Origin of the sequence: Arundinibacter roseus (assembly GCF_004348825.1) — a bacterium.
GTDB lineage: Bacteria > Bacteroidota > Bacteroidia > Cytophagales > Spirosomataceae > Arundinibacter > Arundinibacter roseus.
The window spans coordinates 371,829-393,029 of the sequence record NZ_SMJU01000003.1 but is presented as its reverse complement, the minus strand read 5'-3'; the positions used below and the strand labels follow the sequence as shown (position 1 = coordinate 393,029).

15 protein-coding genes are annotated in these 21,201 nt (G+C 45.8%); 8 read left to right on the top strand and 7 right to left on the bottom strand.

Features of this window, described 5'->3' with window-relative positions; translation table 11 throughout:
- Nucleotides 1-60: 60 nt before the first annotated feature.
- From EZE20_RS06235 to EZE20_RS06220, 4 genes are all read right to left on the bottom strand, one after another.
- Nucleotides 61-2,748, bottom strand: coding sequence for a peptidase associated/transthyretin-like domain-containing protein (locus EZE20_RS06235; RefSeq protein ID WP_132115625.1), 2,688 nt, complete (start codon nt 2,746-2,748; stop codon nt 61-63).
- A 58-nt stretch (nt 2,749-2,806) separates the two neighbouring features.
- Nucleotides 2,807-3,661 (bottom strand): GLPGLI family protein, encoded by an 855-nt coding sequence (locus tag EZE20_RS06230; RefSeq protein ID WP_132115623.1) that lies wholly within the window; start codon nt 3,659-3,661, stop codon nt 2,807-2,809.
- Nucleotides 3,662-3,913: 252 nt separating this feature from the next.
- A complete protein-coding gene (locus EZE20_RS06225) occupies nt 3,914-5,494 on the bottom strand; it encodes an aldehyde dehydrogenase (NADP(+)) (protein WP_132115621.1) in 1,581 nt (526 codons plus the stop codon).
- The gene (locus tag EZE20_RS06220; RefSeq protein WP_132115619.1) at nt 5,491-5,688 is read right to left on the bottom strand and encodes a hypothetical protein; all 198 of its coding nucleotides are present in this window, start codon (nt 5,686-5,688) and stop codon (nt 5,491-5,493) included. Before EZE20_RS06220 ends, EZE20_RS06225 begins: the two co-directional genes overlap by 4 nt.
- An 83-nt stretch (nt 5,689-5,771) precedes the next feature.
- Here EZE20_RS06220 and EZE20_RS06215 point away from each other — a divergent pair, with 83 nt between their 5' ends.
- Nucleotides 5,772-6,860, top strand: a complete 1,089-nt coding sequence (locus EZE20_RS06215) for a zinc-binding alcohol dehydrogenase family protein (RefSeq protein WP_228713587.1) — start codon at nt 5,772-5,774, stop codon at nt 6,858-6,860.
- Here EZE20_RS06215 and EZE20_RS06210 read toward each other — a convergent pair whose 3' ends face one another.
- Together EZE20_RS06210 and EZE20_RS06205 are read right to left on the bottom strand one after the other, a co-directional pair.
- Nucleotides 6,861-7,604: an IclR family transcriptional regulator gene (locus tag EZE20_RS06210; protein ID WP_132115617.1), complete on the bottom strand. Its 744-nt coding sequence runs from the start codon at nt 7,602-7,604 to the stop codon at nt 6,861-6,863. It lies immediately after the preceding gene.
- Between the two features lie 82 nt (nt 7,605-7,686).
- A complete protein-coding gene (locus EZE20_RS06205) occupies nt 7,687-8,451 on the bottom strand; it encodes an SDR family oxidoreductase (RefSeq protein WP_199879878.1) in 765 nt (254 codons plus the stop codon).
- 329 nt (nt 8,452-8,780) lie between these two features.
- Here EZE20_RS06205 and EZE20_RS06200 point away from each other — a divergent pair, with 329 nt between their 5' ends.
- Both EZE20_RS06200 and EZE20_RS06195 read left to right on the top strand, forming a co-directional pair.
- On the top strand, nt 8,781-10,226 hold the full coding sequence (locus tag EZE20_RS06200) for a glycoside hydrolase family 88 protein (RefSeq protein ID WP_132115613.1): 1,446 nt from the start codon (nt 8,781-8,783) through the stop codon (nt 10,224-10,226).
- A 121-nt stretch (nt 10,227-10,347) separates the two neighbouring features.
- On the top strand, nt 10,348-11,790 hold the full coding sequence (locus EZE20_RS06195; protein WP_132115611.1) for a GH39 family glycosyl hydrolase: 1,443 nt from the start codon (nt 10,348-10,350) through the stop codon (nt 11,788-11,790).
- On the opposite strand, the gene EZE20_RS06190 is transcribed toward EZE20_RS06195, so the two are convergent.
- A complete protein-coding gene (locus EZE20_RS06190; RefSeq protein ID WP_132115609.1) occupies nt 11,787-12,524 on the bottom strand; it encodes an IclR family transcriptional regulator in 738 nt (245 codons plus the stop codon). The genes EZE20_RS06195 and EZE20_RS06190 overlap by 4 nt on opposite strands.
- A 234-nt stretch (nt 12,525-12,758) precedes the next feature.
- On the opposite strand from EZE20_RS06190, the gene EZE20_RS06185 reads away from it, so the two are divergent.
- The 5 genes from EZE20_RS06185 (at nt 12,759) to EZE20_RS06170 (ending at nt 21,156) form a co-directional block, all read left to right on the top strand.
- Nucleotides 12,759-15,770: a SusC/RagA family TonB-linked outer membrane protein gene (locus EZE20_RS06185; RefSeq protein WP_132115607.1), complete on the top strand. Its 3,012-nt coding sequence runs from the start codon at nt 12,759-12,761 to the stop codon at nt 15,768-15,770.
- 11 nt (nt 15,771-15,781) lie between these two features.
- Nucleotides 15,782-16,276: a RagB/SusD family nutrient uptake outer membrane protein gene (locus EZE20_RS24370; protein WP_228713585.1), complete on the top strand. Its 495-nt coding sequence runs from the start codon at nt 15,782-15,784 to the stop codon at nt 16,274-16,276.
- Complete coding sequence (locus EZE20_RS06180; RefSeq protein ID WP_228713597.1) at nt 16,194-17,489, top strand: RagB/SusD family nutrient uptake outer membrane protein; 1,296 nt, start codon at nt 16,194-16,196, stop codon at nt 17,487-17,489. Before EZE20_RS24370 ends, EZE20_RS06180 begins: the two co-directional genes overlap by 83 nt.
- Before the next feature lie 180 nt (nt 17,490-17,669).
- The gene (locus EZE20_RS06175) at nt 17,670-19,643 is read left to right on the top strand and encodes a DUF4861 family protein (RefSeq protein ID WP_132115605.1); all 1,974 of its coding nucleotides are present in this window, start codon (nt 17,670-17,672) and stop codon (nt 19,641-19,643) included.
- Nucleotides 19,644-19,656: 13 nt separating this feature from the next.
- Nucleotides 19,657-21,156 carry a GH39 family glycosyl hydrolase gene (locus tag EZE20_RS06170; RefSeq protein ID WP_132115603.1) on the top strand — a complete coding sequence of 500 codons (1,500 nt, stop codon included), beginning with the start codon at nt 19,657-19,659 and terminating at the stop codon, nt 21,154-21,156.
- Nucleotides 21,157-21,201: the final 45 nt, after the last annotated feature.

Sequence of the window (21,201 nt, the reverse complement as noted above, 5' to 3'; positions counted from 1 at the left end):
AAACCAGCTCAGACTGTGCTGTAAGTGCGGGATGGCGACATCGCCTATATGTCGTGCGTATCAAAATGGAAAACTTACGTTAACCAAAAATTGCCGGGGACGTAACGAAAATATAGTGGCGGAGTAGGAAAGAGCATTGGCCGATAGATACACTAGCTCTTTGGTGTTGAACACATTATTCAGGCTTGCTGCTATATCAATCTTTCGGTTAGGCAGAGTATACCGAATGTTAACATCGGAAAAATGCTGTCGATTTTGGTAGGCAAGTAGTTTGTTTTGATAAAAATCTGTGACAATTCCCATGTAAAGTTGTTTGACCGGATAGATTCCTGCCCGTAGTGTATTCTGATATTGTACACCCCGCTCCAAAGCAATGGTATTGACTGAATTACGTATCAAATTGGTTTTGAAAGTATATTCTAAATCAAGCCATTTGGTGAGCGTTCCTGATGCCTTAAAAAATGGGCTCGCAGCTTGTGAATATAGGGTTTGGTCTACCTCATTTATGCGCTGAGGTACCATTAGCCAATTTTGCTCGTAGCCCGCAGATACCTGCGTTTTCAATGCTGCTATGTGTTTACCAATCTGCGTTTGCAGCCATCGAAATCGGGATACGTTACGATAGGCCAATGCAGTTCTGACAATTACCCCTGAATTTCCTAATTCGTTGGTTAGCAGGACATTATTTGTGCTCAACTGTTCCAGTACCAGGGCATTTGCAAACAAACCAGTCAATACATTCCGATAGCGGGTACTCCACGTGAGGGCAATCAGGTCTGATACAGGTAATGGCGTATCTCTCCGCTGTAATGTACGATAGTTTCGCAAAAGGAAACCTTGCTGTAAGTCTTCTGTCTGTCCAAAGCGAAGGCTACGCCGGGCTGAGGTGGACATCTGCCAGTTTGAAGAAAAATTGTAACTTAAATTCAAGGCAGGTTCCAGACTCAGGCGATTGACGGACTGCTCCTGATTTTCCGGAAAACGGATAGAAAACTGATAGTTTGTCAGGGGTAAAGTAGCTGTCCATCGCCAGTTATTTTTTCGATACTCCACCATCATTCTTCCACCGATTTTTGTTAAAAACCACCGAATGTCGTTAAAAAAATCAGGTAATGCTTGGTTCATTTGACGCATCGAATCCTGCAGGAAACCCTCGCTACCTAAGGTTTGATACTGAATTGTTGCATCAAGCGTCGGTGTCAGGGTATAGAATTGGCCGTATTTTTTGGTGAAAGAAAGGCTGTTGGACGAGGTAAAGGTTATCATTTGTACATCCTGAACAAGAGACCTCCACCGACTTGAATCGACGGCAAAACCCGTAACATGCGCCGGTTCCACCCATAAAGACTGTGGATTCCTGAGAAAGGATGTGTAAGACTGATGCGTAAAAAGTTGACGTCCCATCCGCCAGGTATTGGCGTAGTCATTTTCCAGCGACCACCCTCGTTGCTGCTGTTGCTGAAAAATGGGGGTGTTGGAAAGTTGCAATCGTCCCTGTTCGCTGTTCCATCTTCCCCTAATTATCAGCCTGTTGGTAAAATATTTTTGGGCTTCATTTTTCCTGACCAGAAATTCGGTTACTGCGCTGTGGGTATGTGCTCTGATTCGGTTTTGTTCTTCGATACTAATTGTCTCAGAGGCTGTCAAAAAGGTGGTTCTTTGTTGGCTGAATTTTTGTTGCCAATCGTTCAGGTAGGATATGTTTAGGCGTAATTCAAAATTGCCGGGCAATTTTCGCAGCAGGTTTACCGAGGCCACATGGGCAGAATTGCGCAACCAACGTAAACTCGAAAAAGGTGGTGTGGGAATGGGGAGTACAGCTCCGATTTTTGTAGGTGTTTGAAACTGCCTTTTTTGACTCTGATCTGCCTGATGAAGGGGTTCATCCTGGGTTAGTACCTGCAGCTGTCTGCTAATATCATTACCTGAGTTGGTCGTTTGATACGAAACAAGCATTTGTAGTTTACGCGTCAAAAGCAACGGTGTGGCCGATACATCCCACAACATGGGACTTGCGCCCCCTCCAATCCGAGCCGATCCTGTTGTTGCAAGGGCGTTTTTTAGTTTAATGTTAATGGCTGCACTTTCTGAGGCCACCAAACTATCCAATATACGTATAGGTTGATGATTTTCGATTACCTGTACTTCCGTAACCGCCCCTACGGGCAGGTTTTCATTGGCAAGATTGTAGCGCCCGCCGAGCAAATCCAGGCCTTCAATGTAGTAGGTATTGATTGCTTTACCCTGATACATAATCCGGCCACCCGGCTCAACAGATACACCCGGTAGCCGTTTGATTACATCGCTCAGGGTTCGGTCAGCGGCAGTTTTAAAGGCGCCCACCTGATAGCTGAGTGTGTCGCCATCTTTTCGGATCGGGTCGGGAATTACCACTACCTCTTTTAAGGCAATCGCCTGTTCCCGCAGCAGAATGGTGAAATCCTGTGAACGATTGGGGATTTTTTTTTGATAGGTTTCATAGCCCAACTGCGAAACCTTTATTAACAGACTATCCACTGAGTTCTGAACACTAAGCCGGAATTTTCCTTCTTTACTGGTTGTAGAAAATGCGATAATTGCGGGATTTTCAGGTAATTGTATCGTGATAGTGCTACCGGGTAGCGGTGTTTGGACCGCAGCTGAATCGCTCACAATTCCTGTCAGTACCGTTTGTGCAACGGCCTTCCGTTGGCATAAAATACAGAATAGTCCGAGAATGAGTAGCCGAAATGATGAACGTAAATTCATACTATGTCAGGAGAAGGGTACTATTTTATGGTCGGGACAAAGTATAGTCGATGACAGACTACTTTTTTGGAAGCTCCATCGGATTAGTGATCACTTTGTCTTCACGCAATCGATCCATTTCCTGCGCAGACTGCTCCACACCTCCCACAGTATAGGTTAAATTGATTCCCATACGTTGAACCATCTGATGAAATGAATCGTCGGCTTCTTTTTTGAGTGAATAGAACTTGCTTTTGGCGACATAGGTTCGTTTTTCCTGTGGTAGATAAATCGCTTGATTGGTTTTAATTGCCCTGAATTCAACCAAAGAAAAAGTGTAATGCCTTCTTGAATCATACAGCCTGACAATTAGCCCCGGCAGGCCGCCGAACTTATAAGGCCCGTCGGCAATGGGGAGTTCGGTTGTAAACCACGCTACATAGTCCCTGCCTTCGTAGGTTGTAGTCGCTTTCTGGCATAAGTAGCCCGCAACTGTCAAGGTATCAGGCAACAGCACCCAATCGGAAACTAGGGCCTCTTTATAGGCAATTCTATCTTTTAAAATTTGTGATTCTACGGTTAGATTTCGTTCTGAAATATCCTTACGAATCACATAGTTGAATTTAGATTTTGGGGCCTTCTTGATGATTTCAAGCGCATTAAAACTATCCATTGTCCAGACCTTTCTGGCCACAAAAAGTGAATCTTTAACATACCCGGCATAACTTTGAAACACCGAAATATCTCGCCCGATTTGCAGCGTCATGTATTCCTGCTGAGTAAGCTCTTTCGTGCCAGAGTCGGGCAGGTAGGTGAGTTGATACATAACCTTATAACGCAGGGCATCAACGGCTTCATAGTGCTGTGCTAATGCGGCGTTTTGCAGAAATTTAATCAGGAGTAGTACTGCTGTAAAAAGGTGGCACTTTTTCATGAGTGTGATGAATGAAGTTAGAAAGGGATAGAACTAGTACTGATTTTTACCTATTTCCGACACTTTTTATTAATCTAACCAATTGTTAGGGATTATCGGATCTGTTAGGATGGAAATATATAAAATATATTTAACTAAAAGAAAACTTTATATAAAAGTTGCGCCCATTGGTTCCCACTATGGCGATTAAAAAAAGCGATTGAATTTGTCATTTACAACAAACCCAATCGCTCTAAACTAAATCTTCATCTATTAATCTTTCTGGAAATTACCATTAACCAAACGCCAGATTTCCAAAGGATTGGCAGTTTTTAATTCGTCTGGTAGGAGATTTTCCGGGAAATTCTGATAGCTCACCGGGCGGGTAAATCGGTAAATCGCCGCAGTCCCTACCGAGGTACTCCGCGAATCGGTAGATGCCGGAAAAGGCCCGCCATGCATCATGGCGTGGCATACTTCTACTCCCGTCGGGAAGCCGTTGATCAGCAGGCGCCCGACTTTCTGCTCCAAAAGATCAATCAAATCGGCATACTCAATCAGGTCTTCGGGTGTGCCATGAATCGTGGCCGTAAGGTGACCTTCAAGATTTCGGGCAATGTCAAATAACTCTTCTTTGGTTTGTGCTTCAACCAATACGCTCGCAGGACCGAATATTTCTTCGGAAAGCGCCGGATTGTTTGCTATGGCCTGGGCATGCGTTTTAAACAAAACCGGTGGCACGGCAGTAAAACCCTGAACATCCTGTCCCTGCACGAGTAGTTCTACTTCGGCATTTCCCAAATGATGCTCAACGCCTGATTGGTAGGCTTTTTGGATACCGGGTGTGAGCATTACTCCGCCCGAAGCGACCTTAAACTGTGTTTCTACATCCTCTATAAACTGACTGTATCCGATGGTGTTAGAGGCAATCAGCATTCCGGGATTGGTACAGAACTGTCCCACGCCCAGGGTTACCGAACCAGCAAATTGCTGGGCAATTGCAGCGCTTTTTTCCTGCATGATACCCGGCAACACAAATACCGGATTGGTACTGCCCATTTCGGCGTATACCGGAATCGGATCGGGACGATTGGCGGCCAAATGAAACAAGGCCATTCCGCCCTGATACGAACCCGTAAATCCAACAGCCTTAATCACCGGATGTTTCACAAGCGCTGCTCCTACATCGCTGCCGTTGCCGTGCAGTAGCGAGAATACGCCATCGGGCATGCCGCTGTCCTGAGCGGCTTTTTGAATTGCCCGACCGATAAGCTCAGACGTACCGGGGTGAGCAGAATGTGCTTTGACTATAACCGGGCAACCTGCTGCCAACGCCGAAGCGGTATCACCTCCGGCCACAGAAAAAGCCAGCGGAAAATTGCTGGCACCAAAAACGGCTACCGGTCCAAGGGCCTTATGCATCATGCGCAGGTCTACTTTGGGAAGTGGCTGACGATCCGGCAGGGCTGTTTCGATGCGGGCATTTACCCACGAACCCTCACGCAATAGTTGCGAAAACATGCGTAGCTGTCCGGTGGTACGTCCGCGCTCGCCCTGAATCCGGCCTGCGGGAAGGCCCGTTTCACTCGTGGCAACTTCAACAAGCAGTTCGCCCACTGCGTCAATTTCTTCGGCGATTTTATCCAGAAAATCCGCTTTTTCAGCACCTGATTTTTTACGATATACTTGAAATGCTTCGGCTGCCTTTGAGGTAGCGGCCTCTAATTCGTCGGATGTTGCTTTATAAAAAGCAGTTGGCAGTTTCTCTCCGGTGGCCGGATTGATCCCGTATAAAGAGCCTTCGCCCTGGGCTGATTGCGAAAAGCCAATGAGTTGATTTCCATGCAGTGTCATGCGTAAATAGGTTTTTGGGTGATTGTATTGGTTAATGTTCCGAGGCAGTCAAAGTTGTTCCTAACCTGATCGCCTGCGACACGTGTAAATTCCGAGGGCGCAAGTATTCCTGTGCCGGACTTCAAAAACACTCCCAGTACAAAGGTAGTTTCCCGGAACAGATACTCTACCAATTCGTTTGGAGTTCGTCTCATTATTTTTACGGGAATACTTTCATCATCAACAATCGCTTCGTTTCAATACTACTCCTTCGTTTTTCCTAAACGTTTGGCTTCGCATGACTTCTACTAATGTTCTATCCATTAGCTTTGTAAAATCTTACATTGCCAACCCGATCGTTTTTCCCATGAAGGCCATAGTTCTGCAAACACCCGGAAATTTTTTAGTGATTGAAAAAGATACACCCACGGCGCCACAGCCGCACGAAGTTCTCCTTAAAGTTATTCAACTTGGGGTTTGTGGAACCGACCTGCACGCGTACCGGGGAAGGCAACCCTTTTTTACCTATCCCCGGATTTTGGGACATGAAATAGCCGCCGAGGTGATAGCTGTTGGTGCAGAGGTGACCCACCTGCGGGTTGGCGACCGCTGCGCGGTGATGCCCTACCGAAATGAGCAGGAAGATCAGGCCGTTCGGCGTGGAAAAACCAACTGTGGCAGTACGTTGCGGGTGCTAGGCGTTCATGAAGATGGCGCTATGCAGGAGTTTATTACATATCCGGCGGAACTTGTTTTTGCGGCCAATGAACTTTCTGCCGATCAAATCGCTATGATTGAACCGCTAGCCATTGGCAGTCATGCTGTGGAGCGGGCCGATATTTCGCCTGAGGATACCGTACTTGTTATTGGCGCTGGCCCCATCGGAATCGGAACCGTGGCTATGGCGCTGTTGAAAGCTGCCCGAGTGCTGGTTTTGGATATGAATCAGAACCGGTTGGATTATATTAGCCAAAACTACCCGTCGGTCAGCTGTATTCTGCTGAATAATACAGTAGAAGACTCTCTGAATGAACTACTGGACGGGCAACTTCCTACGGTAATTCTGGATGCAACGGGACATAAAGACTCCATGCAGAAATGCCTGGAATACATTGCGCCGGGGGGCACGATTGTATATATCGGGCTTTTTATTGGCGATGTAATCTTTCACGATCCGCTGTTTCACCGAAAAGAGATTACGCTTAAAGCTTCCCGAAATGCCCTTGCCACTGATTTTACCAAGCTCATTAGGCTTTTAAAAGCGGGTCTTGTGTCGATTGACGGCTATATCACTCACCGTCTATCCTTTGATGATTCGCTGGAAGCTGAGTTTAATAAGCTGTATTTGCCTGAGGAACGGGTAATTAAAGTAGTCATTGAATTTTAATTAAGATTTATCATCCAGCCGCCGGGAAATTTTTTCGGCGGCATTTTTCAGCTGTAACACAATTTCTTTTTTTCGACTAGCCGTACACCGTATTTCTGGCAGAAATATTCCGACAGCAGCCAATACGCGGTCATTTTTGCGAACCGGAACAGCCAACCCAACAATATGTTTGACTGAGTAGGTGACAACAAGTTCCTGCTGAATAATCTTTTGCAGTTCTCCTTCTAAGCCCTCCTGTGTGGTGGCTTCTTTCCAGATACTTTCCGTGGGCAGGCCATTGGTTATCACAAAGCGTTCACGATCTTTTGGGGATAAATAGGCCAGTAAGAGCCTTCCGGTAGCGGTCTCGTATACATTACGTTCGGTCCGACTGCGTACTTGCAAATCCTGATCGCTGTGTACCAGGTGCAAAATATAGCGTTTTTGATTGCGCAAAATACCCAGCAGCGACGTCTCGTTTAATTCCTGCGTGAGTTTTTCCATCACATCACGGGCGGCTGTAATCAAGTGATGATGATACGAGTGATTGTTGGTCAGGTTGTAGGCCATTGGCCCGAGCCGATAGCCTTTTTTGCGACCGAGATGCTCGACATAGTTTTCACTGACCAGCGTTTTTAAAATATTGGCACAGGTAGCCTGATTCAGACTCAGACTATCTGAAATTTCGGTTAACGTATAGGCACGTTCCTGATCCTGAGCAAGGTATTCTAAGACATGCAGCGCTTTGATGACAACTAGTACCATGAAAAAACAAATGAGTAAACGTGGCGATAAAACAGCAAGAGCGGCCAGCGTGGCGGGCCGCTCCAAATATACTGCTTTTGGCTTATCGTCCCATCCACCCGCCATCTACGGTAAGGATACTGCCGTGTACATAACTTGATGCCTCCGAGGCCAGAAAGACCGTTACGCCCTTAAAATCATTGGGTGTACCCCAGCGATCAGCCGGGATTCGTGATAGTATTGAAGCGCTCCTCACAGGATCGTTGCGAAGCGCTTCGGTATTGTCCGTGCTAATGTAGCCTGGCGCAATGCCGTTCACATTAACACCTTTGGCGGCCCATTCGTTGGCCAGGGCTTTAACCAAACTACCGATTGCCCCTTTACTTGCAGCGTAGCCCGGTACCGTAATTCCGCCCTGAAAAGTAAGCAGCGAGGCGGTAAAGATAATTTTTCCGCTCCCTCGTTCAACCATTTCTTTGCCCAGTTCCCGGCTGAGGATAAACTGAGCGTTCAGGTTAGTTTCAATGACTGTATCCCAATATTCATCAGGATGCTCTACGGCAGGTTTGCGCAGGATAGTACCGGCATTATTGACCAAAATGTCAATTACCGGAAAATCAGCTTTCACCCTTTTGATAAAATCATATAGCGCATTGCGGTTACTAAAATCGCAGGAATACCCTTTGAAATCCCTTCCCAGAGCACGCACCTGCTTTTCTACGGCACTACCTTCGGATTCCAGTGTAGCCGACACCCCGATAATAGATGCGCCCGCTTCGGCCAGAGCCAGGGCCATCGCCTGACCAATTCCCCGTTTACAGCCCGTAACCAACGCTGTTTTTCCTGTTAAATCAAATGATTGTAGTATTGTCATTGAATAAGATAGTTGAAGTTAGAAATTAAGACAGTTTTTAATGCTGATCAATTGTTTTTAGTAACGTTTATCACTAATGATACTACTTGTTAATTACATGTTTATCTTGTAAAAATTAAAAAACATGAAACAAAATTGCATTATTTATTGAATTTCCCTGAGAAAACTAGATAAATGCCAGAAAATAGTTTCTCAAATTTGGTAGTCCCAGGGTTGTATTATAATATTGTATGAATGAATTATAATTCAATATTAGTAAATAATATTAATCCCTGATCATCCTCACGGCTGAATTTTTTCAAGTAGTACTACCCAAATCAGCGATGCAAAACCGAAGGACTTTTCTGAATCAATGCGCAAATGGCGGTATGTGGGTGGCCATGGTGGCACCGTACATGCGAGTCAGTGGCACGGTCGCCGAAAAATCTTCGCCATACCTTCCTTTACAATCAAATACGATGGAAGTAGCCCTCCCGCCGGGTAGAAGGGTACCGTTTGGCTGGCCCTATTGGCGCATTGCCTCCAAAGAGCAGGGGCTGTTCCTGCATCTTTCAGAGGTTTCAGCTCATAGCCCCTCCAAGATTTTTCTGCGGTTGATGGTCGCATTAGATACCCGGGATAAACGCCGGGTTTTGGTTACTTTGGGACATACTGGACGGATTATTGGCAGCTTGAATATTTGGTTTGCCAGTGCGTTACAGATATTTGAATGTACCCTTGATGCAAGCTTAGCGGAACTAAAACAATCTGGAATCTATCTGCAAACCGACCATGATCAAGAGCCGTTGTACGTGTTGGCAACCACTGAAAGGACAGGGTCGCATGTATTTGTGTCGCCGGTTGGGCGGAGGAATCAACCAAAGGAGGCTTTTCTGGAATCGCTTACTTCCCTACGTTCACTGCATCCGTTTGGATGGATGGAAGGATGTACGATGGATGGATTGTATGCTTTGCAGAAGGCAGGCAGGCTTACAAAGCGATTTGATTTTCAAGAGCGCCTTCGGCTTTTTTTGCCAGATTCAACACACCTGATTTACGAGAATCCTGGAACGGAGCCTTCCGACAATGTATTCAATAACGTGGAGGCGGGGCTTCCTTTTGCGGTCATTTCCAGAGTATTGCCCCTACATTCGTCCGTAAAATTATTTATTGATTTCGCCAAAAGCCGCTTTACCAATGGAAAACTGAATTCTCAATCTCTCACTACCGAGGGCTGCTATACACTGGCGTATCCGTTAGTGGTAGTCGGTCAGGCATTGGGCGATTCTGATTTGTATGAGCTTGCGCTGCTTGAACTGGAAGCCAGAATAAAGTTCTTAACCAGTGTTGACGCCGTTTTTCAGCGTGGACAAATTGATGGGAGTGGTCGTGGTTTTCGAAATTGGGGCCGGGGCTTTACCTGGTTTTTGCTGGGTATTGTTCGTACGGCTGCCGTTTTAAAGGAAGACAAATCGTTTAGACAAACTAACCAGCTAAATTATCTGCGAGAGGTTTTTGAAACTTACGCCCGGCTGGCCTTGAGTCATCAACGACCTGTCCACAGCTGGGGGGCCTACCTGGATTTGCCCGAAACCGCTTTTGATGCTTCAACCACGGCGGGGTTGGGAGCTGCGCTTGGGTATGGAAAGAAAATGGGTTGGCTGACAGATCTACCTGAGCATCGGATTAAGAGCATTCGTTCCCGACTTGAAAAGAATTTCACAGCCGATGGATTGCTGACCGGAAGTTGTCAGATTAATAGGGGGAGGAGAGGCTCTGCAAAAAAATGAATACCGGGTAATTTCTCAGTACGTCATGGGGCTAATGGCGCATATGTATGCATTTTGACAAATTAGAAGTGCCTATAAAACAGAATTTTAAATTAATTATTTTTCAATCCCTGTCTGACGTATGAAAAACTTTATAACTCAAAGAATTCAGCAAGCCTGGCTGGCTGCTCTACTTTTGTGCCTATGTGCAAATCCGGGTTACACCCAATTTGTTCCTGAAAACCTCAAAGAACTGGGAACGCTGAAAACGCGCTCTGCCAAAGAAATAAAATCGTCAACCTGGTCAATTGGCGGGGAAACCATGGACCGCGATTACACGGATTACCAATCTTATAAACACTACCTCGAACCGCTGGGCGCCAAGCGCATTCGGTTGCAGGGAGGATGGGCCAAAACTGAGAAAGTAAAGGGGCAGTATGATTTTGCCTGGCTGGATGCAATCATACCTGATGCCTACGCTCGCGGAGTAGCGCCCTGGGTGGAGCTAAGTTACGGCAATCCGATTTATGAAGGAGGCGGAGAGGCAAAACTGGCGGGTCGTATCCCTACGTCTGAAACGGCTCTTGCAGCCTGGGATGCGTGGGTGAGCGCCATGGTAAACCGCTACAAGGGGCAGGTAATTGAATGGGAAATCTGGAATGAACCGGATTTGAACAAACTGAATAAAGGCGAAGAGTTTGCAGATTTTTATATCCGTACTGCCCGGGTCATTAAATCCATTCAGCCACAGGCACGGCTATTGGCTTTGGGTATGGCGGGAGTACCACAGTTGGGCTTTCTCAAACCGTTTATGGAGCAGATGAAAGCTAATAATGCACTGGATTTGATTGACGTGATTACCTATCACGGGTACGCACCAAACCCGGATACTTCGTACCCTAAAATTGAAGAGATGCGGTCTTTTGTGGCAACCTACAATCCTGCCATTTCCTTCATGCAGGGAGAAAACGGAGCTCCCTCCACGCCAAGCGCGGTAACGATTGGTGCCTTGCGTCAGTTCGACTGGTCGGAGCTTAGTCAGGCTAAGTGGGATTTACGCCGGATGCTTGGAGATCACGGGCGTGGTATTGCCACGAATCTGTTTACCATAAGTGATATTCATTATGCCGCCGGCGATCACATGGTTGGTGTAAATACCAAGGGAATCTTAAAAACCAATCCTGACAAAACAATTGACCGACCGAAAGTAGCCTACCGGGCGGCTCAGCACGTATTTACACTTTTTGATTCACAGATGCAGGCACAGCTCAGCAAGCGGCCCCAAACGAATCATCCCGATCAATCGGCTTTTGTTTATACGCACCAAAAGACCGGTCGCAGCGCTGTAACGCTGTGGAATCACTCAGCCCGACCAGCCGAAGAATATACTCCGCAGCTCACAGCCGTAAACGTTCAGGGTAGTTTTCGCAAACCCGTTCTGATCGATATGATTTCGGGAAAAGTGTATGAAATTCCAAAAAATCAATGGAAAAAGAAGGGAAAAGACTATACTTTCATGGACATTCCGGTGTCTGATTATCCGGTTGTTTTAACCGACCGTGCGGTAGTTGATTTAAAACCCTAATTGAGTCGACGGGAAATTTGTCGGGCAGCCAGTTGACTGGCCTCAATCATTTCCTGCTGCCGGGCAAGGGTCCAGCGGTAGTCGGGTAAAAAAACGCTTAGACCAGCCACCACGCTGCCTTTTGAATAAATCGGGACCGCAAATCCCCGAACGTGACGATCAGTCATGTGGGTAAACGATATGCCTTCCTGACGAATTTTTTCGAGTTGTTTTTTTAATTGAGAAAAAGAGCCGGCTTTTTCCCAAAGTGACTCCGGCGGAAATCCGTTGAGATCTACAAAACGTTCGAGTTCCTTATCCGGAAGGTAGGCTAAAAGCAGCCGACCGCTTGCGGTTTCGTAAATGTTACGTTCCGAGCGCACCTGCACCTGAATTTCCTGATTCGAATTCACAACGTGTAGAGAGTACCGTTTGCCATTGCGCAACACGCCTAAAATGCAGGATTCATTAATCTGCCGCGTAAGATCTTCCATCAGATCCTGCGCAGCCGTGATTAACTCCTGCCCGTAGGCGGAGGTATTGGTCAACTGGTATGCTGCCGGTCCCAGGCGGTAGCCTTTCTTTTTGCCGATATGTTCGAGATACCCACGGGCCACTACCGTGTTGATAATATTGGCCGTCGTAGATTGATTCAGCTGCAGGCTTTCAGATATCTCCGTCAGCGTGATTGCGTGTCCGTCACGCTGGGCCACCAATTCCAGAATATCAATGGCCCGAATAATTACTTGTACCATACTGTATTATTGTTGGAGTAAAAATAGGCACAAATACCACAACAATGCAAGAGTATATAAATGGAAAATATGAAATTTTTTAAATGAAACCCTTTCAAATCGGCTTAAAATGAAGGTTTTTGGTGAAAAATATAATTAAAAATTAAAAAAATGTCATTTTGATTGTATTTCAATTCTGTGTTTCATAATATTGCATTGTTGTAGTATTATTCAACTATGTAACAGTATATAAATATGAAAAAAAGTTACCTTGTACAAAAAGGGCTTCTTCTCTGGGTGTTTCTGCTGATTTTTACCCTTTCGGCAGCTGCCCAGACAATTAGCGGAAAGATTGTCGACGAAACCGGGGCAGCACTTCCCGGGGTTAGTATAATTGAAAAAGGAACGGTGAATGGAACAAGCTCAAGCACCGAAGGAAACTATTCACTCACGGTAGGCTCGCCTGGCGCAATTTTGACCTTTTCTTTCATTGGATACACCACTAAAGAAGAAGCCGTAGGCAACAGAACAACTCTGAACGTGACACTGAATGCCAGTCAGTTAGCTCTTGAAGAAGTAGTTGTAGTTGGCTACGGAACGCAGAAAAAGAAAGACCTGACGGGTTCAATCGCTTCGGCGGATTTGGTAGCTTTCAAGGAATCACCGAACGTAAGTATATTGCAATCCTTGAAAGGTTCGCTTCCTGGTCTTACCATTGGACAAACTAATCAGGCAGGTGAGGAAGCCTCCATCAATATACGCGGAACATCTACCCTGAACGGTAATACTTCCCCACTCATTATTGTGGACGGAATCATATTCAATGGCCGTTTATCAGATATCAATCCGGTTGACGTGGCCAGTGTTGATGTTTTGAAAGACCCCAGTAGTAAGGCGGTTTATGGGTCTCAGGCCGCCAATGGTGTTATTTTGGTGACTACTAAAACTGGCAGGGCGGCTACAAAACCCTCTATAACGTATTCGGGCAACTATGCTATTTCTTCTCCGACAATCAATGCCAAATTGCTGCGCCGGGATGCTTTTCTGGAAAAAATTCGGGACATCAACTATCTTAAAGCTTTTACGCCCGAATCGGGCTACACGGAGGCTGATCCGGCATGGGCATTTACTAATTCCGAACTATTTCCTATTTCGCTGACAGGCGTAAATGCCGGTACGGATTATGACTGGTACGGAGAGCTTACCCAAAATGCGCTGATCTCAAACCATAACCTGAGCATTTCCGGTGGGTCGGAGAAAACCAACTATTACATGTCAGGCGGGTATACAAAGGAAAAAGGGTTTATCAAAAATGACGATTACGCCCGCTATACGATGCGAATAAACCTGGATACCGAGGTGACAAAATGGTTGACCGTTGGCGCCAATACGTCGGGTGCATTTACCAATTTCTTTAATGATGCACCCAATATGAATTCAATTGTGGGTACAAACCCTTTGGTGACTCCCAGGGACGAAAATGGGAATTTCATTATTAACCCTATTGGCGATTTTCAGGTAAATCCATTTCTGAATGCCGAAAATGATCGGTACGAAGTCCAAAGCCGGCTCGTAGGGAATTTCTACGGCATTGTCCGGATTCCTTCCATCCCCGGATTTAGCTACCGACTGAATTTTGGCCACAACCTGAAATTCTTCAAAAACTACTCGGCAAGTATTTACGGCGCGGGTTTAACGGGCTCAGCGGCAAAAAATGACGCTACTTCCTACGAACAAACCCTGGATAATATTTTTAACTATTCCAAAACCTTCGGAAAGCACGGTCTTACCCTGACGGGCGTGTACGGATATAACGTAGCCAATTTCAACCGCACCGTTGCGTCGGGGACTGGTTTTTCAGATCTGAACCTTTCGTACAATAGCCTGCAACAGGCAGAAATCCAGAAAATTTCCTCGGAAGCCTGGGAAGAGGCGTTGCTCTACCAAATGGGAAGTGTGGCTTATAACTACGGGAGCAAATATCTAGTCAAAGCAACCGTTCGCCGGGATGGTTTTAGCGGTTTCTCCAAAAATAATAAAACCGGTATTTTCCCATCGCTTGGTCTTGGCTGGGTTATTTCGGAAGAAAATTTTTTCAAAGTACCAGGGATTGAATATCTGAAAATCAGAGGTAGTTACGGCGAAAATGGAAATAAAGTTGGCCGCTACAGTTCACTGGCACGCGTATCTTCCGACGACGCTTCCAAATATGTTTTTGGTGATGGTGGACTAACCTCTATTGGCCGGTCAGTGGCTTCACTGGCAAACCAGGATCTCAAATGGGAACGAACACGCGGGATAAACGTAGGGCTTGATTTTGGAATCCTGAAAAATAAAATTGACGGAAATATTGAGTACTATAACTCCAATACCTACGATCTTTTGTGGCAACAAACCTTGCCCCAAACATCTGGTTTTGCCAATGTATTTACGAATCTTGGGCAAATCAATAACACCGGGCTGGAATTTATGCTCCACGGTGCGCCTATAAAAACAAGTGCATTAACCTGGGATGTAACGTTCAATTTTAGCCGAAATAGAAATAAAATCGTCACCATTTTGGGTGAAGATCTGGACGGAGACGGCGTGGAAGATGATCTCATTGCGAGTGGCCTCTTTATTGGAAGACCCATTGGAACTGTTTTTGATCTTAAAACTGACGGGATTTATAGTCTGACCGATGAAAAACTGCCTGGTTTTCAACCCGGAACTTACCGGTTCATTGATGTAAATAATGACGGTAAAATTGTTCCGGCTGATGATCGCCAAATTCTGGGGAATACCGAACCTGCCTACCAATTTGGTATACAAAATACCATAACCTACAAGCAATTAACCTTTCGTGCATTTATCAATTCCATTCAGGGTGGGAAAAGCAGTTATATCAGTCCCAATTTCCCTGCTGGCAACTACGGAACTCCCGGGAATGCTACCAACTCCAACTGGTTTGATTTTACTGATTTTTGGTCGCCAAGAAATCCAGACGGAATTCACCCCAATCCATGGGTACCTACGCCTGCCGGTGGCAGAGAATACTTCCAGCGCAATTTTGTGCGTCTGCAGGATGTATCACTTGCCTACAACTTTACCGACAAAATGGCGCGCAAAATAGGTGCTGCCAATTGTAAATTCTTTGTAAGCGGAAAGAACCTTCTGACATTCACAGACTGGAAGGGATGGGATCCGGAAGTAGGTTTAGGTGTAAGCTCAGTCAATGCCTTTCCGGTATTGAAGTCATATTCTTTTGGTGTAGAAGTCACATTCTAATGTTAAAAAAAATGAAAAAGAACATATTTAAAATGATCCTTTTATCCGGTGTGATGCTACTGCATTCGGGTTGTCAGGAAGAAGAATTTTTGAACGAAGTCCCACTGGATTTTTATAGCCCGGAAAACTCCTTCATTACCGAAGGTAACTTTACTGCCGCACTCACTGATTTGTATGCCCGGGTACGCGCCATTCAGAGTGTGGATGGGGGAGCAAGTCTTTACTCCGAAGTACTGGGAACCGATTTAGCTTTTAATGCCCGTTTGGATCAGGCACGTATCGGCAGCTATCTGGTAGCAATCACTCCGCAGGGTGAGATTCCCCGGCAGCACTGGATTCGGTGGTATAAGGTAATTTCCAACGCCAATACCATAATATTCCAGACTGCAAACTTCCGCACTTACGGATGCTCAAAAAAGGGTAATCGGTGGGGAAGCGAAGCTTTTCAGAGCTTTTGCCTACCACAAACTCGTGCACCTTTTTGGAGGAGTTCCGCTGATAATTGATGAAGTGACAAGCCCCAAAAGCGATTTTACCAGAGCTTCCCGCGATGAAGTTTTAAGACAAATCATTCAGGACGCGACTGATGCAGCAGCCTCCTTACCGAACGTGGGTGCGGTAAAAGACGGTAAACTTAATAAAGCGGTGGCCAATCATTTGCTGGCCGAAACCTACATCGTTATCAAAGAATACGACAAGGCAATTGCCGCGGCAACGGAGGTTATTCAAAATTCAAATTTACGTTTGATGACCGAACGTTTTGGTAGTTTGAGAACTCAGCCTGGCGATGTTTACTACGATTTATTTAGGGTAGAAAACCAAAATCGGGCGGCCGGAAATATGGAATCCATTTGGGTCATTCAGTACGAATTGGATGTAATCGGGGGTGGTCTTACGTCCTCGGGCAGCGCACTAAACAATCTTGAACGTTCGGTTGCACCAGCCGTTTTTTCAATTTCTGATCCTTCCGGAAGAGGTGCAATGCTGGACAACGCCTCGGCTTCAACCCTTAATGGCGGCGGACGCGGGGTTTCATTTGTCAGGCCTTCGGATTACTATTTGTACGATGTATGGGGTCTTGATCCCAAAAAAGACAACCGGGTTTTGGACCCTGCTGTTACAGATATTCGGACTTCGCCATTTAACATTGTTCGCGATTTTATCTATAATAATCCAGCTTCGCCGCAGTATTTTGGAAAAAGTCTACTTGATTTTCCTGCGCCAAACTGGCTGTCAGCCGGCTGGCGGTGGTACCCTTATCCATCCAAAGTAACCACGCCGGGCCAACATCCTGCGGGATTAATTGCCGATGCTACCAAATTAACTTTGCGAAATACGGCAGGTGCTACTTTTCGGGACATGTACATGATTCGCCTTCCTGAAACACTTTTCCTGCGGGCAGAGGCATATCTGCTCAAAGGAGATCTCGTCAATGCAGCAGCCGACCTGAACGCAGTTCGCGCCCGGGCAAAGGCAGCACCGGTTTTGCCTTCCGAAGTAACGCTGGACTATATCCTGGACGAAAGAGCCCGTGAATTAATGTTTGAAGAAGACCGCCGCCTGACGCTTAGCCGCATGGGTAAACTCGTGGAGCGGGTCAGAAAATATAATCCGCTCAATAGTGGTAACATTAGCGATCACCACGCCCTTTTTCCAATTCCTTTTTCGGAAATCGAAGCCAATAAAGATGGAAATTTAGAGCAAAATCCTGGCTATTAAATGGTAGTTCATCATAGGTTAATTTAATTCAAAAAGGTCGGTAACCTTTACCGGCCTTTTATTTCAACGTCTCAAACCATTCGGCAGCAATAGTTTAATTGGAAAATTGTGTTGTTTGAAACTCTTGATTAGCAATCATTAATATGACCAATATGCCTAATCCTTGGAAATGAATATTTTATGAAACAATTAGTCAAAAGTCTTTTTGCCTGCCTTTGGGTGTTATCTCTTCTGTCCGTGGACTGTGTCTCACAGCCCATGCATAACTATGAACCCAAAAACACGCAGCCTATTGGTACAGAAGCCATTGCCGAACTCGCCATCGAACGCGGCATGAAGGAAGTTGATCTGGGTATTTATGGAGGCACGCTGTTCATGCATGGCATGAGCGAGCTGGCAGTTTTACAAAAAGCCCCCAAGACTTTACAGAAAACCATTGAGATCTTTGACAAATTCAAAAGTAAAGAAGTTAAAGGCCGGGGCAGTTTTATTAGTTATGAAGCGGGCGGTAGCGGCGTGGCCTATTTGAATTATTTAAACAAAACTCCGCATTTAACGGAACATGTCTATGCCTATGCTGACAAGATGTACAAAGGCCAGAAACGAACCTCCGAAGGCCTGATGACCGCTCCATGGCTCAAAGATAGCCTTGATCAGTTTATGATCGATTGCGCCTTTGCCGTAACTCCTTACATGTTGTATGCGGGGTTGAGCATGGACAAACCGGAATACGTGGATTTTGCTGTTTATGAGACCATGGAAATGTTTAAGATTCTGAAAGATTCCAACGGATTGGTACATCAGGGACGGGGGTTTCAGGGTTTGGGAAAAATTTCGGAAGATAATTGGAGCCGTGGAAACGGCTGGGGCGCGTTTGCTCTGGCGTTTTTAGTTCGGGATTTGCCCGATACTCACCCGAAAAAGAAAGAAGTAAATGAATTGGCAAAAAGCTTTTTTACGACCATTCTGAAATTTCAGAATCAGGAAGGTCTCTGGAACCAGGAAATGACCGAGCATACTTCCTACGTAGAAACATCCGGCAGCGGTTTGATGCTCTTTGGTTTGGGCGTATGCCTTGAAAAAGGTATCCTTGACAAGTCCTATTTACCACAGTTTATAAAAGGTTTAAGTGGGTATACCTCATACATTGCCCCCGACGGCTCCATAAGCAATGTAACAATTGGGTGTCTATGTCCAGGAAAAGGAACCAAAGAAGATTACATCAAACATCCCTGGAAACTCAATGATATTCATGCGTTTGGTCCTGTCGTACTAGCCTTTACGCAGGCAGCCAAAATGGGTATTAAGGAAATCAGGCCTGCTAAAAGTTTAGGCTGCTACGTTACAGATTTTGGCAAACCCATCAGGCCACAGGCGTTTGTTCGCTACATGCCCGAAGCCAACGGGAATATCTGTTGGGAAAACGACCGTGTAGCCTTCCGGGTGTATGGTCCGCCTGTCAAAAACCGGGTAAGCAGCGGAATTGATATTTGGACTAAATCGGTTGATTATCCCATTATTTCAAAATGGTACTATGAAAATACCATGGGTAAATCTTATCATCTGGATCATGGCGAAGGGAATGACTTTTACCATGTTGCCTACGGAAGAGGACTGGGTGGTACGGCCATTTGGCAAAATGGTAAACCTTACATTTCGCAGCCTTATGCTACCCATACTATTTTGAAAAATACCGAAGAGGAAATAATTTTTGAACTCAATTTTGATCCCTGGGAGGCAGACGGCATTCTGGTCGGTGAGAAAAAGGTAATCAGTCTGAAAATGGGCTCGAATTTCTGCAAAGTTACCAGCACATTTACCACCGATTCACAAAAGCCCTTTCTGGTAGCCCTGGGTATTTCGTATGCTACCGAGCCCGAGGTGGTGAAAGATGCAAAGAACGGCATGCTGGCCCTTTGGGAATCCTATGCTCCAAAAAACGGTGAACTGGGAACTTGCATCCTGGTTAAACCAACTGAGCTGGAATCATTTGCTGAGAACGAAAAAGAAAAGTTTGTACTTGTGAGAACGAGCTCCGAAATACCCCTTACTTATTTTGTAGGAGTGGCTTGGAGTAAAGCTCCACAGATCAAAACCATGAAAGAGTGGTTTGAGTACGTATCGCAAAACCTGGTAGATTTAACCAATCCCTGAAATTGAGTATACTATGAAACGATTGCTAAGAGGTTTGTTTGTTTTACTTTTTGGAATACATCCAACAATTGCACAAAATATAGATACGTCCGAAAACCGGGTACAGACCAGGGTTGATATTGCCTTAAAACGTATTGGAACCATCAAACCCAAAACCACGGACCAAATCCAATCGTCCAACTGGATTATTGGGTGTGAAACTCTGGACCGGGATCTGACTGATTACGAGCAGTATAAAGAATATCTGGTGCCCCTTGGAATCAAACGGTTGCGTATGCAGGCGGGTTGGGCCAAAACCGAAAAAAAGAAGGGTGTCTACTCCTGGGAGTGGCTGGACAAAATCGTGAACGACGCCCATGCCCGCGGGCTTAAACCATGGCTGGAAACTTCCTACGGCAACCCAATTTATCCCGGTGGGGGAGGTGTGAACCTGAGTGCGGGCATTCCGACTTCGCCCGAGGCCCTGGCAGCCTGGGATGCGTGGGTAGAGGCACTGGTCAGGCGGTACAAAGATAAGGTAGATGAATGGGAGGTTTGGAATGAACCGAACTTTGGGGATAATACAATCAACCTGCCTGAAAAAGTCGCCGAATTGAATATTCGTACCGCCGAAATCATTAAGCGCATGCAACCCCATGCCCGAATTTCCGGATTATCCATGGGTCATATCGACCTGAACTATGCGGATGTGTTTTTCAAAACGATTCATGAAAAAGGCAAAATGTCGCTGTTTGATAACGTGACCTACCATGACTATGTCTATAATCCTGATTCAAATTATGGTAAAGTGTCAGATCTTCGGAGAGTTCTGGATCGCTATGCTCCACAGGTAAACCTTCGGCAGGGTGAAAACGGTGCGCCTTCCATGGGAGGCGCCAACCGGGGTGCCATTGGCGATTATGACTGGTCAGAAGTCTCGCAGGCCAAGTGGATTATGCGCCGCATGCTGGGCGATTTAGGGCATGATATCGAATCCAGTATTCTGGGGATTATCGAAATGAATTATGGCGCTACGAGCGGGCCCATAACCCGCATGAATGTTAAAGGAATTATTGAGTCGGACACATCCAAACGGGCCATTCGACCCAAAATGGCCTATTATGCCATGCAGCACGTAGCTTCGGTATTTGATGATCAGTTGGTAAGAATAAAAAATCTTCATGATACGCACAATACCAACGCCCCGGTAGCGGCCGGATCGGTGCATTATAACAAAGGCACCGATCGAAGCCTGTCGGTATATGCATACGAGCACAAGTCGACCAAAAACCAAGTGTTTGCCCTTTGGATGGATGAGTGCATTCCAACCAACTCCAACACAACAAAAACCATCAATTTCACGATTCTGAACAGCGATTTCGATCAACCCGTCTACGTAGATATGTTGACCGGAGCGGTATACGAACTGCCGGATAGCCAGCAGGTCATTAGCGGAAACAAGCGCACCTTTAAGAATATTCCGGTGTATGATAGTCCCATTCTGATTGTGGATCGATCGTTGATTCCCTTTTAAAAAGCTGAGAAAGAACCCTGAATAGTATAGACCCGACGACGACGA

Coding starts and splice junctions, on each gene's coding strand:
- EZE20_RS06235 (WP_132115625.1), bottom strand. CDS start 2,748: ATGAATTTACGTTCATCATTTCGGCTACTCATTCTCGGACTATTCTGT.
- EZE20_RS06230 (WP_132115623.1), bottom strand. CDS start 3,661: ATGAAAAAGTGCCACCTTTTTACAGCAGTACTACTCCTGATTAAATTT.
- EZE20_RS06225 (WP_132115621.1), bottom strand. CDS start 5,494: ATGACACTGCATGGAAATCAACTCATTGGCTTTTCGCAATCAGCCCAG.
- EZE20_RS06220 (WP_132115619.1), bottom strand. CDS start 5,688: ATGAGACGAACTCCAAACGAATTGGTAGAGTATCTGTTCCGGGAAACT.
- EZE20_RS06215 (WP_228713587.1), top strand. CDS start 5,772: ATGACTTCTACTAATGTTCTATCCATTAGCTTTGTAAAATCTTACATT.
- EZE20_RS06210 (WP_132115617.1), bottom strand. CDS start 7,604: ATGGTACTAGTTGTCATCAAAGCGCTGCATGTCTTAGAATACCTTGCT.
- EZE20_RS06200 (WP_132115613.1), top strand. CDS start 8,781: ATGCAAAACCGAAGGACTTTTCTGAATCAATGCGCAAATGGCGGTATG.
- EZE20_RS06195 (WP_132115611.1), top strand. CDS start 10,348: ATGAAAAACTTTATAACTCAAAGAATTCAGCAAGCCTGGCTGGCTGCT.
- EZE20_RS06190 (WP_132115609.1), bottom strand. CDS start 12,524: ATGGTACAAGTAATTATTCGGGCCATTGATATTCTGGAATTGGTGGCC.
- EZE20_RS06185 (WP_132115607.1), top strand. CDS start 12,759: ATGAAAAAAAGTTACCTTGTACAAAAAGGGCTTCTTCTCTGGGTGTTT.
- EZE20_RS24370 (WP_228713585.1), top strand. CDS start 15,782: ATGAAAAAGAACATATTTAAAATGATCCTTTTATCCGGTGTGATGCTA.
- EZE20_RS06175 (WP_132115605.1), top strand. CDS start 17,670: ATGAAACAATTAGTCAAAAGTCTTTTTGCCTGCCTTTGGGTGTTATCT.
- EZE20_RS06170 (WP_132115603.1), top strand. CDS start 19,657: ATGAAACGATTGCTAAGAGGTTTGTTTGTTTTACTTTTTGGAATACAT.